This is a genomic window from Thalassobacillus sp. CUG 92003, from assembly GCF_013618635.1.
Lineage (GTDB): Bacteria > Bacillota > Bacilli > Bacillales > Halobacillaceae > CUG-92003.
This window is the reverse complement of sequence record NZ_JABLSJ010000003.1, coordinates 255406-268488: the sequence shown is the minus strand read 5'-3', so window position 1 is coordinate 268488 and position 13083 is coordinate 255406. Positions and strand designations below refer to the sequence as shown.

The window sequence follows — 13083 nt, the reverse complement described above, 5'->3', positions numbered from 1 at the left end:
ATGGCCGCAGATTATTTGCGACCGACCCCGTGGGATGTGAGAAATTTTCATATTGATACGTATGAAGTGATGAGAAGCGAGGAAGCGGCGTTGAAGGAAACGGACGAACGGACAGGGCATTTTACCATCAAAGTGGATCCGTTTGAAAATGCGAAACCATTATTAGAGCATGGATTTTATTATGTTGATACCTTAATAGAGCCTGTTTGTAAGAAGGAAAAACTGCAGCTGTTCACCCGAGAAGGCACAACCATTTCCACTGAGTACGATCGTGAGAGTATCTTGAAGATCGCTGAAGAGAGCTTTGAACATGGGCGTTTTCATCGGGATTTTAATATTCCGAATGAACAGGCGGATCGCAGGTACGTGAACTGGGTCAATGATTTAATCGATCAAAATCAGATTTATGCATTGAAGTTTAATGGAGAGCTTGCCGGCTTTTATGGGTTTAATAAAGCGTATGTCCTTCTGCTCGGAATGAGCGGTCGTTTCCGCAATCAAGGTCTGGCAAAGGCGTTTACGAGTCAGGGGTGTGCCAGACAATTGGAGGATAATGGGTTGTCCGAGCTGCGTACATCGATTTCAGCTGCTAACACTACTTCATTGAACCTATTTTATTCATTGGGTTTTCGTTTAACAAAGGCGAAAGACGTCTACCACAAATTAAATCGTAATCAAGCAAGTAGGTGACTTATGGGATATGCATATATATTTGGAACTATTTTCTTTACAGTTTACGGCCAATTGATTTTGAAATGGAAGATCGATCAATACGGCAGTTTGCCGGCGTTATGGAAGGATAAGATTCTATTTCTCTTGCAGCTGTTGTTTAATCCGTTTATCTTATCAGGCTTCTTATCCGCCTTCTTGGCTGCACTCTGCTGGATGGCAGCGATGACAAAGTTTGATATCAGCTACGCTTATCCGTTTATGAGTCTCTCCTTTGTCTTCGTATTCTTACTATCGGTTTTACTGTTTGGCGAACCGATATCGATGAAAAAGTTCATGGGAGTTTCTCTAATTATCTTAGGCATTATCGTAATGAGGTGAGCACATGATTCCATTTAACCGTCCCTGTGTGGTTGGAGGCGAAGAAGCATACGTAATGGAAGCAATTTCCAATCGAAAATTGTCAGGCAACGGACCGTTTGGCAAAAGGTGTACAGAGTGGCTGGAACATCATGTGGGCTGCGAACGGGCTTTTATGACGCCGTCTTGTACAGCCGCTCTGGAAATGACGGCGATATTAACAGAGGCAGGAGCTGGGGATGAAGTCATTATGCCCTCTTACACATTTGTGTCTACCGCTAATGCCTTTGCTTTAAGAGGTGCGGCGATCCGATTTGTTGATATTGAGGAAAATACGCTCAATATCGACCCCCGTCAAATCGAACAGGCGATAACAGACCGGACTAAAGCGATTGTTGTCGTTCATTATGCGGGCGTGGCCTGTGCAATGGATGAGATTATGCAGATCGCAGAACATTACAATCTGTGGGTGATCGAAGATGCTGCCCAGGCGTTAACGAGCACATACAAAGGGAAGCCATTAGGCTCGCTCGGTCACTTAGCCACCTTCAGTTTTCATGAAACGAAAAATTATACGTGCGGCGAGGGAGGGGCGCTGATCGTCAATCATCGTCCATTCATCGAACGAGCAGAAATGATCCAGGAGAAAGGGACGAATCGAGCGCAGTTCGCTCGTGGGATGGTCGATAAATATTCCTGGCGCGACATTGGGTCCTCCTATGTGCTAAGTGAACTGAATACAGCCTACCTTTACAAGCAATTGGCGTCCATTGAACACATTAATGAAGACCGCAAACAAACGTGGAACGTTTATCATGAGGCATTAAACCATTTGGACGGTGTTGAAGTGCCGCACATTCCTGAAGAAGCGGAGCACAATGCGCATATGTATTACGTGAAATGTCGTGATGGAGATGAACGCGCCGCCCTTATGCAACATTTAAAAGAAAATGGCATCATGGCTGTTCCGCATTATGTAGCCTTACACTCATCACATGCCGGCGGAACGTATGGCATGTTTGCAGGCGAAGATCGCGTTACGACGAGAGATAGTGAACGCTTATTAAGATTGCCGTTATATTATGGAATGACAGAAGAGGATGTCCGTCATGTCGTTAAGCATATTCAATTATTTTATCAAGTATAAATGGAACCTACTGGCTTTAATCATTCTAACGATGTATCTCCTGCCCTATTTCATGCTTGGGGGAGATACGCACATTCGTGTTCACGATAACTTAGACTCTAATATCGTGTGGTATAAGCTGCTTGCAGAGAGTGGACACTTATTCGCAAATCCGGGGACGACCCTCCCAAATATCATTAATGGTCTTCCCAGAAGTGCTTTGCCTTCAGCGTTGGATGCAGTGACGTGGCTTTATGAGTGGTTTGCTCCCTTTACGGCTTATACCATCAGTCAAACGATCATGCGCTTGGCAGCGTTTTTCGGGATGTATATGTTGTTGAGTCGCTTCGTTATGCCAGACTGGAAGAGGACCTGGCTGACTGCAGGTTGTTCCTTGGCGTTTGCGATGCTGCCGTTCTGGCCCTCAGGTGTATTATCAATCGCCGGACTGCCTTTAGCCTTTTATTTATTTTTGACGATCCGCCAACAAGGAAAAAGCACGCCGAGGTACATATGGCTCACCGTAGCTATTATTCCGCTTCTGTCTAATTTTATTTTATCGTTCATCTTCTTCCTAGGCGTAATGGGCGTCCTTTGGCTCGCTGAGTGGATACAGAAAAAGTATTTTAACTTGCCTTTTTTTATTGCCATAAGCGGGATGACCGCTATTTATTTGGTGAAAAATTATTTGCTCCTTTATACGATGTTTATCGATTCTTCTTTTACGTCGCACCGGGAGGAAAACGATCTTGGCCATAAGGATCTGCCAGCAACGATCGATTTGTTTAATGAAAATTTCTTTCACGGCCATACGCACGACATGGCTGTTCACACATCGATTGTGTTGCCCGTCATTGTGGCCGCGATCGTTCTTGCGATTATGCGCGGTGGTTATCCGACAAGCCTGATTGTGTTATTCGCCACTACGCCTGCTCTTTCCTTATGGTATGCCTTCTGGTATTGGGAAGGCTGGAGACCGCTTAAAGAGAGCTTTCATCTGTTGAATACCTTTAACTTTGCGCGTATCCATTTCTTTGACCCCATGATCTGGTATATCTGTTTTGCTCTCGCGCTCGTAATCGTGGCAAAGCGGATCAAAGGAGGAAAGCTGCTCGCCATCATTCTCCTGATAGCCCAGTGCTGGAACGTGTATCAATTGAACGAGGAAAACAAATATAGTGAAATCAACACACCGACGTTTAATGAATTTTACTCGGTGGACTTATTTGAAGAAGTAAAGTCATATATCGGTAAAGATCCTTCTTCTTACCGTGTTGTGAGCGTGGGCATGCATCCGACCATCGCGCAATATAATGGGTTTTATACGCTGGACACGTACAATAATATGTATCCGCTTGAATACAAACACAAATTCCGTAAAGTGATTGCGGGAGAACTGGAGAAGAGTCCGTCTTTACAAAATTACTATGATACCTGGGGCGGCAGAGCGTACGTTTTTTCAAGTGAACTCGGAAAGGATTATCTGTTTAGCAAACATAGCGATGAGACCATCGAAGACCTTTCCATCAATACCGAAGCCTTAAGCGAACTCGGCGGCGAGTACGTTATCTCAGCTCTCCCAATCGAAAATCACGAGGAGATCGGTCTCAAGTTAGAACAAACCTTCCAAAACGACCAATCTCCCTTGAAGCTTCACCTGTACCAGGTACAGAACTGAGCAATGTGTACCTTTTGTACCTGGTACGCAGAAACGAGAAGAGTCCTTATGAGGGCTCTTTTTTAATGCCGGTAAATAAGTAGCAAAGTGTGCAATGATTGCAAAATAATAGATTAAAAGTAATGATTACGATTTACAAAGTGTAATCATTACGATAATATATATATAGAATTAAAGGAGGGGAGAAATGTTGTTTAAGAAGTTTGTAAGCTTACTTAGTTTAGTTGTCCTTATTTTTACACTAGCCGCATGCCAAGAAGAAGCATCTACCAGTGAGGAAAATGACCAGTCATCAGAAGGGTCTAACGAGAAATTGAAAATTTTCACGACGGTTTATCCCCTTCAGTTTTTTGCTGAACAAATCGCAGGGGACCAAGCGTCCGTAGAATCCATTCTTCCGACAGGATCAGATCCTCATACTTATGAACCGACCACCCAAGAAATGGTGGAAATCGCTGAAGCTGATGCATTTATCTATAACGGAGCCGGTTTAGAATCCTATGCCAAACAAATCTCAGAATCTGTTGAATCTGAAGACGTCAAGATTCTAGAAGCATCGAAAGGTATTGATTTGAAAGAGCACGTTCATAACCATGAAGGAGTGGAAGGTAATCACGGGGATGAACATGCTCATGAAGGAGAAGAAGGCGATCATGAGGAGAAGCATGCTCATGAAGGGGAAGAAGGCGAGCATGAGGGTGAACATGCTCATGAAGAAGACAGTGAGGGCGATGAACACGCTGGCCATAACCATGGCGATCAAGACCCGCACGTATGGCTCGATCCAATGCTCGCCATCCAGCAAGCAGCGCATGTAAAAGAAACCCTGGTTGAACTCAAACCTGAACAAGAAAAGACATTTAATCAAAACTTTGAAGAGCTGAAAAAGGAACTTGAAAACTTAGACCAAGATTTTCATAGCCAGCTCGAGAGCTTACCTCAAAATAAAATCATTGTATCGCATGCTGCATATGGCTATTGGGAGCAGGCCTACGGAATCGAGCAGATTGCCGTTTCTGGGTTAAGCCCTACCAATGAACCTTCGCAAAAAGAGCTGCAGACTATCATTGAGACAGCTGAGCAGCATGGCTTGAATCATGTATTCTTTGAGCAGAACGTTACGCCTAAGGTGGCCGATGTAGTGCGCAAGGAAATCGGCGCAGAAACACTGCGCATCCACAATCTGTCTGTTCTGACAGAGGAAGATGTTAAAAATGAAGAGGACTACTTTACTTTGATGCGGCACAATTTAGAGGAGTTGACCAAGGCTTTATCTGAATCTTCTTCCGGTTCAGGAGATACCTCTGGAAATGAGGAAAGCGAACATGAACACGAGCATAGCCATGATCATGATGAGGAAGCGCAAAAAATATATGAGGGATACTTTGAAGACAGTCAAGTGAAGGACCGCTCTCTTTCTGACTGGGAAGGGGCCTGGCAGTCGGTTTACCCTCATTTGCAGGATGGTACCCTGGATGAAGTATTTGCCCATAAAGCTGAGGAAGACGAGGACATGACAGCGGATGAATACAAGGCATATTATCAGAAAGGGTATCAAACTGATGTAAAACGTATTAAGATCCAGGAAGGTAAGGTAACATTTTTTGAAAATGGCGACCAGTCGTCTGGTGAATATGGCTATGACGGCTACGAAATTCTCACCTATGAAGCAGGAAATAGAGGCGTAAGGTACATCTTTGAATTGAAGGAAGACACTGAAGGTCTTCCTCAATATATTCAATTTAGCGATCATCGCATTTCACCGACTGAAGTGGGCCACTATCATTTGTATTGGGGTGACGATCGTGATGCCTTACTAGAAGAAGTCACGAATTGGCCGACTTACTATCCTTCAAATATGGATGGTCATGATATTGCCCATGAAATGGTGGCGCATTAAGTTAAAATGTTGTTAGAAGGTATGGCAACTAAATAATGATCATATAACCCCTGGGAGTTCGTGCATCCCCAGGGGTTTTGTAGTGGGATTTTGTAAATATGATGTTGCCATTGGGCGATTGCGGCCAGAGTTTGGGCGGATTGCACCTCTTGTTGGGCGATTCAGCCACGCTTGGGCGGTTCTGCTCCTATCTCGGGCGATTGTGGTCCGAACTTGGGCGATTCCCACATCAATTTGGGCGATCCAACTTGAAAGCTTACTAGCTTAAGGAAAAACATCATTGACAAAATAACTACCAAAGTAGTAAAGTGTAAGACAACAAACATAATACTACCAACGTAGTAAGTAAATGAGGGGTAACTGTGGAAGAGATTATTCGTACGTTGAAGGAATTTGGTATGACTGAGTATGAGGCGAAGATTTATGTGTCGCTTTTAAGTCATCAGCCATCGAATGGGAATAATATTGCAAAATTATCAGGTGTCCCGACTCCAAAGGTGTATGGGGCTCTTCAGAAGATGAAGGAACAGGGTTTGGTGTTTACAGTATCGGGAGGTAATAATGGGAAGCAAGTTCGGTACAGTCCCCTCCCTTACAAAGAGCTATTGAAAACGAAGAAAGACACATTTATGAATCACCTTGATTTTCTTGATGATTCGCTTGCCGAGGTTTCTGCTAATAGTGATGTAGATTGGTCAGAGTTATTTTTAATAGAAGGGTATTCCGCTTCTATGGAAGTTGTGCAAACTGCAATTTCAGAATGTGAATCACAGCTTATCATCAGCTGCTGGAATAGAGAATTTGAGGAGTTGAAAGACCTTCTGTTTAAAACGCACCAACGCGGCATAAAAATTGTGACGTTAATTTTTGATGAGGATCAGACTGATGTGCCTTGGGATAGTTTTACGCACTACAAAGAAGGACTGGCATTAGGACGTCATAGCGGCGAATTCTCGATTGTAGTTGATAATCGAAAAGCAATTCTGCTTCATTCCTTAGAGGACGCGCCTCACTCCGTGGTGTCAAGTCATCCTGTTATGGTATCGACGACTCGAAATTACATTCGCCATGATATTTATGTGAATAGGATCATTAATGATTTTGAGTCAACGATCACAGAACATTATGGCCGCAGCTTAGAGAATTTGATTAATGATTTTTGATGAATAGAGTTCTAGGTAATTTTGGAAGCGCTTTTATAATCGAAATATATGGAGGAGATACACATGGAAAAGTTAATCATTACAGTTGCTCCTAATGGGGCTCAGGCCACACGTCAACATAATCCTAACCTTCCTTTGACCCCAGAAGAAATCGCGGATTCCATTTATGAATCATGGAAAGCGGGAGCAGCGATTGGTCATGTACACGTGAGGGATGTAATGGGCGAAAATACGATGGATCTGAGTGTTTACCAGGAAGTGATCGATCGGGTCCAGGAGAAATGCGACATCATTTTAAATTTAACAACGGCAGGGGGGTTAGAACCGACCGAGGAGGAGCGCCTTCGTGTGTGTGAACTGAATCCGGAAATGGCCACGTTTGATGCAGGGACCATGAATTTCGGTTCAGGTGTATTTTATAATACGCCGGACTTTTTGGAGAGACTTGCTGCCGAAACGCAACAGAGAAATATAAAGCCTGAAATAGAAGCGTTCGATGTGGGCATGATTTCGAATGCTATGCGGATAGCAAAAAAGGGACTGATCGATGAACCGTTCCATTTTCAATTTGTCTTAGGCGTTGCTGGCGGTATGCCTGCTACACCAAAGAACTTGATGCATATGGCTGAAAGTATTCCAGCGGGTTCCACGTGGTCAGCGATTGGCACAAGCAAAGATCAATTAACGATCAACACGATGAGTATTCTATTAGGCGGGCATGTGCGCGTAGGGATGGAAGACAGTGTGTACTTCCGCAAAGGTGAATTAGCTGAAACGAACGCTCAATTTGTCACGCGTATCGTTGAATTAGCTCAGACATTAGGAAGAGAAATCGCTACGCCTGATGAAGCAAGAGAAATCTTAAAGCTGAAAACTAGTAACTTGAATAAGGTAGGTCGAAGAGCATGAAAATTGCAGTTCTAGGAGCGGGGTCCTTGGGAACGATTATCGGAGCTTTAATACAGAAAGGAGGGTATGATGTTGATTTAATTGATGTGAATCACAAAAATGTAGATGCATTAAATCAAAATGGAGCGAAACTCACAGGATTTTTAGATACGACTATTCCAGTCAAAGCCAAACATCCAAATGATTATAGTGAAGTCTATGACATTGTCTTTCTGCTTACCAAGCAAGTTTTCACCCAAGATTCCCTAACCGCCATTCTCCCTTTCCTTCATCAAGAAAGCATCATTTGCACCCTGCAAAACGGTATACCAGAAGAACAAGTTGCCTCAATCGTAGGTGAAGATCGAACAGTTGGCGGTGCTGTTGGCTTCGGAGCTGCTTGGTCTGGTCCAGGTGTGTCTAAGTTAACCACAGAATTCGATACAATGAAAAAATATGCCTTCGATGTCGGTGAATTAAATGGCGACATAACGGAACGGATTAACATGGTCAAAAAGATATTAGATGCTGTCGGGCACTGTGAAATCACGACAAACATACAAGGGGTGAGATGGTCAAAATTACTGATGAATAGTACATTCAGTGGCATGTCAGCTGCGCTTGGTTGTACATTTGGCAGGGTATTGAATCATGCCGATGCAATGAAAATCATCGCTAATCTCGCTGACGAAACCATCAAGGTCGCTCATTCTTATCACATTAAACTAGAAAACATGCAAGGTAAAAATTTTGAATTTTTAGAATTGAAAGATCAGGATGCGATTTGGGATAAACTTGATTTTTACCATGAAGTTTGGGGACCGCATGCCAATCTGAAAGCAAGCATGCTTCAGGATTTAGAAAAAGGAAAACGGACTGAAATCAGTTATATTAACGGTCATGTTGTAAAAAAAGGTGAATTTTCTAATGTGCAAACGCCGTACAATCAGTTAGTTTGTCAACTTGTCCAACAAGCAGAAGAAGAGCAAGCAATACCGGATTTTGAGAAAAACATAGTCACATTCCAAAATTTTTTAGATGTAAATGTAAACGCATTCAATTGAATTGCTCTGATTATTAAATAATTGAAGGTGGGGTAATGTAATGGTTATTGCCTTAATGACCTGGTTCGTTACGATTATTTTTGGATTGCTACTCGGCACATATTTATGTTTCCGGCTTGAAAAACACGGTGTGAAACGATGGGGAGCGACAGGAAAGTTGTTTCACTATAATCCAAAAGGGGAGGAGTAGGGCGGAATGGTATACTTAGTTGTACTTGGCTTTTATATCGCCTTTGTTATATGGGCGTCATTAAAAAGTTTAAAACAAGCTGAATCTATGTCGGATTTTACCACGGGCGGCCATCGCATGGGGCTCATGTTAGGGATTGGCACCACAACAGCCACATGGGTTAGTGTGGCTTCTGTGATGGGGGTTCCTGGGTATTTATACAGCAACGGGGTTTCAGCGATCATCGGTTGGGTAGCCGGTTGGTTTTTGGCAACGGCTTTATTTCCAATCGTAGCTTACAAAATAAGGCGTCCCAAAACGCCGGCCCGTACATTTCCTGAGTACATTCATTTGAGGTTTGAACCATTCAGGAGGATCAGCCACTTACGAACGATTGTTGGCGCTGTTATGTTTATTGGTTACTTTTTATTTGTGCATTTACAGGTGGTTGGCTTCGGAATTGTATTCTCTACGATTACAAATATTCAATATGAGTATGCGATATTCGCATTTTTGATCTTTCTGCTTTTCACGAGCATCGGAGGATTCTGGTCAGTTGCAGCAACAGATACATTAAATACGACCTTAATCGTTATCGGTGTCATTTTAGGTGGAGCTTCTGTGTTAGCTGCTACAGGCGGATTGGGGAACATCATTGATACGATGTCCTCCACCACGAGCCCAACAAATATCGGAGGAGATGCCATACCGGAAGGGTCCATGATTTCGCCAGTTGGGACATTTGGTTTAGGGGCCTTATTTGCTATTTTTATGTCTAATGCAGTCGGTTCGATCGTTTCTCCGCACTGGGTTACGCGCATGCTCGCTCCCAAAAATATTAAGGTGGCTATTCTGCAAATCATGGGTTCGCTTCTTGTTTTAACAGCCATCTTTATACCGTTAATTATTATGGGATTGGGCGCGAAGACATTGATGCCGAGTTTACCGGCTGATCGAACGACAGATTATATCATTCCACTCATCGTCCAGGAGTACAGCCCTCCGTTATTTGGGGCGTTAACATTAGTAGCTTTATGTGCCGCTGCTGTGTCTTCCGCGAACTCAATGCTTCTGCATTGCGCCACTTCGATTTACTACGACGTCTATTTAAACATTTTTTCCGAAAAGAAAATCACTGAGAAGAAATTTAATATGAACCTTAGAATTGGCATGTTTGTGATTGCCGTCATTGCTGTGGTTAGTGCGATTACGCCTCCTTGGTTCTTAGCGATGGGCTTCACTTATGTATATGGCGGGTTCGGAGCGGTATTTTTCGCAGTCGTTATCCTGGGATTGTATTGGAAGCGCATGAATCGAGCGGCAGCATATGTTTCTATGCTCGTTGGGCTATTCGCGTATATCGCTGCTCAATTTGCCAGTGCGACCAATCCTTTTTTAATTGCTTTAGGAGCTTCTTTAGTAGGAGTGTTCATGGTTGTCTTCTTCACACCTAAACCTCCGGTTGAAGCATATGAACCCTATTTTAAAGCAGACGTCAGCCAATCAACTCAAGAGACCTTTTATCATATACAAAAGAACGAAACAGATCAAAGTGTCGTGAGTGATGAAGAAAAGTTAGCCAGGAAAGACGCGTAAAGCACTAAGCATGACTATCATATTTTTCCTGTTGTATGGGCGCCGATATCGGGGTCCAATTTTTTTTGATGATTACGCATTTTATTTATTGCCTTCACATGATTTCCTTCCTTCTACTTATACTAATGAGCAGTAGGAGGGCGCACGTATGAAATTTATAACGTTGTCTATATATTTGCTCGCATTTCAGCTGTTTATTCAAGATGATGATTTAACAATAGTCGATGATGGGGAAGAAATCCTTGATGTTAATCGGGAACAGTTTGAGGCAGAGTTCCTCGGGCAGCCGTTTGTAAACGAGACTGAAACACAGAAGCTGATCGATGAACTGAATCAAGAAATTAGTCAAAAACCGTTGAATGCCAAAATAGGTGAGTCAGGGGAAATCATACCTGGAGAGGATGGCTCGAAAGTTTATAAGAAAGCGTTCTTAGAAAAATTTTATCACTACTTACATGGGACAGGGTCAAGTACCCTTCAAGTTCCGAAAATTGCAATCTCTCCTAAAGTGGACGTTGAAATGCTTGCCAATATCCGAACGAAGCAGATTGGTCATTATGTGACCTATTTTAATTCGAGTAATAAAGAAAGGACCCACAATATCCATCTTGCTTCAGAGGCGATCGATAGTCATGTGGTGTTCCCTGGAGATATATTTTCATTTAATAAGGTGGTTGGAAAAAGAACAAAGGATAAGGGATACAAGGAGGCACCTGTCATTGTAAAGGGTGAAGTGACAGAAGGGATTGGCGGCGGCATTTGTCAGGTGTCATCGACCCTGTATAATTCTGTCGCTAATGCAGGCTTGGACGTTAAGGAACGCTATTCCCATAGTAAAAGTGTCCCGTATGTGCCTTCAGGACGCGATGCCACGGTAAGCTGGTACGGCCCTGATTTCACGTTCGAAAACCAGTATAATCAGCCGGTTTTAATACGGTCAAACGTTTATGGTGGCCAGATGAGTATTACGATTTATTCATCCGACGTCATCAATTTTGACCCGCAGAACATTCCAGAAGCCAGTGATAAACTCCCTGAGGAAAAGGACACCAGCGCTCAAGGGATCAACCAATAAATTTACGCCAGTGGAAAGCGGCGTGTTTTGGAAGGAGCGCTATTGAACGCCTTTCTTAAAACACAAAAAGACCGAAACAATTCAGCGAATTGTTCGGTCTTTTTATAATGAATTATTTGAGTAGTTTGGGTTCAAAAGGGAAGTCAGAGAAGTTTTCTACTCCATCTTCCGTCACCAGCAGCTGCTCTTCGAGTTTGACGCCTTCTTTTCCGCCTGGTGAACCAATGTAGCTTTCGACAGACAGCACCATATTAGGCTGGATGATGCCATCGTACCCTTTTTCTTCAAAATCTTGCGCATACACGATATAAGGATATTCACCGCTCAAACCTGTTCCGTGTGCGACAGTGAAATAACGATTAGGGAAAAATTCATCTGGAATCTGCCAGCTTTTTTCTGCGTATTCCCGGAAAGACATGCCCGGTTTCAACAATTCAATGTTGGATTGAATTTGCTCGTAAGCGGTTTGGTACAGGCGTTTTTGTTCATCTGTCGGTTCTCCGTCTCCGCAATAGAAGGTACGACTGATGTCCGTGAAGTAGCCGAAAGGTCCGTTCATATCGGTGTCGAACGCAACTAGTTCGCCGTCATTGATCACTTTGTCGCTGCATTCTTGGAACCAGGGATTAGTACGGTTGCCAGAGTTGAGTAAGCGTGTTTCCACGTAGTCGCCGCCCTGGGCAATGTTCGTTTGATGGAGGTACGACCACAGTTCGTTTTCAGTGATCCCCGGTTCAAGTGCTTGTTGCATGCGGATCATGCCCTCTTCTGCTGTACGGACAGAAATTTTCATGGCTTCGATTTCCTGTTTGCTTTTAATACTGCGGGCATGCTCGATTGGTTCTTGTCCATCCACGACATCAATGCCTTCTTTGGCGAGTTCGATCGCCCCAACGGAAGGGACATAATCGATGGCAAGTTTTTTATTATCGCCAGCGTGTTGTTTCATGAGATCGGCCATTTCTTTCGCCCATTGTTTGGCATTGTCATAGAGGTGATTTCCTGAAGCGACATAAGATAATGTTATGGCTTCCCTCACTTCATCGATGGTTTCAATGCCTTCTGATAGATGTTCGCAGTTAGGGAAATCAAATAGGGTGACAGGTCCTTCTGTAGGGATGAAAACGTAACGGGCTGGGTTTCGTAACATGAATACTTGCATGTTACGGCTTCCCGTTGCGTAGCGAAGGTTGACAGGATCAAAAATGACAATGCCCCCATACCCTAATTTCTTCAATTGTTCCCGGACGCGCCCTAAGCGGTATTGACGCATGCGGACAAGGTCAATTTGCGTTTTATCATGACGAATGCTCGAAAGCTTGCTCATATCTTCTCCTCCCAAAATTAACGTTAATGCTATTGGATGTTACGTCACTTTTATACTTCAATAAACAT

General features: G+C 43.4%; 12 protein-coding genes. 11 read left to right on the top strand and 1 reads right to left on the bottom strand.

The window, feature by feature from the left end; genetic code table 11:
• From HOP45_RS06100 to HOP45_RS06050, 11 genes are all read left to right on the top strand, one after another.
• Entirely contained in the window at positions 1–690 is a 690-nt protein-coding gene (locus tag HOP45_RS06100; RefSeq protein ID WP_181348029.1) for a GNAT family N-acetyltransferase, read from the top strand.
• A gap of 3 nt (positions 691–693) precedes the next feature.
• Entirely contained in the window at positions 694–1050 is a 357-nt protein-coding gene (locus HOP45_RS06095) for an EamA family transporter (protein WP_181348028.1), read from the top strand.
• Between the two features lie 4 nt (positions 1051–1054).
• Positions 1055–2176 carry a dTDP-4-amino-4,6-dideoxygalactose transaminase gene (rffA, locus tag HOP45_RS06090; protein WP_181348027.1) on the top strand — a complete coding sequence of 374 codons (1122 nt, stop codon included), beginning with the start codon at positions 1055–1057 and terminating at the stop codon, positions 2174–2176.
• Positions 2139–3833 (top strand): DUF6044 family protein, encoded by a 1695-nt coding sequence (locus HOP45_RS06085; protein ID WP_181348026.1) that lies wholly within the window; start codon positions 2139–2141, stop codon positions 3831–3833. The genes rffA and HOP45_RS06085 overlap by 38 nt, the downstream gene beginning before the upstream one ends.
• Positions 3834–4020: 187 nt before the next feature.
• The gene (locus tag HOP45_RS06080) at positions 4021–5733 is read left to right on the top strand and encodes a metal ABC transporter solute-binding protein, Zn/Mn family (RefSeq protein WP_370457960.1); all 1713 of its coding nucleotides are present in this window, start codon (positions 4021–4023) and stop codon (positions 5731–5733) included.
• 362 nt (positions 5734–6095) lie between these two features.
• Positions 6096–6896 (top strand): TrmB family transcriptional regulator, encoded by an 801-nt coding sequence (locus HOP45_RS06075; RefSeq protein ID WP_181348024.1) that lies wholly within the window; start codon positions 6096–6098, stop codon positions 6894–6896.
• 63 nt (positions 6897–6959) lie between these two features.
• Positions 6960–7805 carry a beta-keto acid cleavage family enzyme gene (locus HOP45_RS06070; protein WP_181348023.1) on the top strand — a complete coding sequence of 282 codons (846 nt, stop codon included), beginning with the start codon at positions 6960–6962 and terminating at the stop codon, positions 7803–7805.
• Complete coding sequence (locus HOP45_RS06065) at positions 7802–8848, top strand: ketopantoate reductase family protein (protein ID WP_181348022.1); 1047 nt, start codon at positions 7802–7804, stop codon at positions 8846–8848. The genes HOP45_RS06070 and HOP45_RS06065 overlap by 4 nt, the downstream gene beginning before the upstream one ends.
• A gap of 40 nt (positions 8849–8888) precedes the next feature.
• Positions 8889–9038, top strand: a complete 150-nt coding sequence (locus tag HOP45_RS06060; RefSeq protein WP_181348021.1) for a hypothetical protein — start codon at positions 8889–8891, stop codon at positions 9036–9038.
• A gap of 6 nt (positions 9039–9044) precedes the next feature.
• Positions 9045–10613, top strand: coding sequence for a sodium:solute symporter family protein (locus tag HOP45_RS06055; RefSeq protein ID WP_181348020.1), 1569 nt, complete (start codon positions 9045–9047; stop codon positions 10611–10613).
• A gap of 148 nt (positions 10614–10761) precedes the next feature.
• Positions 10762–11688 (top strand): VanW family protein, encoded by a 927-nt coding sequence (locus tag HOP45_RS06050; protein WP_181348019.1) that lies wholly within the window; start codon positions 10762–10764, stop codon positions 11686–11688.
• Between the two features lie 112 nt (positions 11689–11800).
• Here HOP45_RS06050 and HOP45_RS06045 read toward each other — a convergent pair whose 3' ends face one another.
• Positions 11801–13015, bottom strand: a complete 1215-nt coding sequence (locus HOP45_RS06045) for a M24 family metallopeptidase (protein WP_181348018.1) — start codon at positions 13013–13015, stop codon at positions 11801–11803.
• Positions 13016–13083 lie beyond the last annotated feature (68 nt).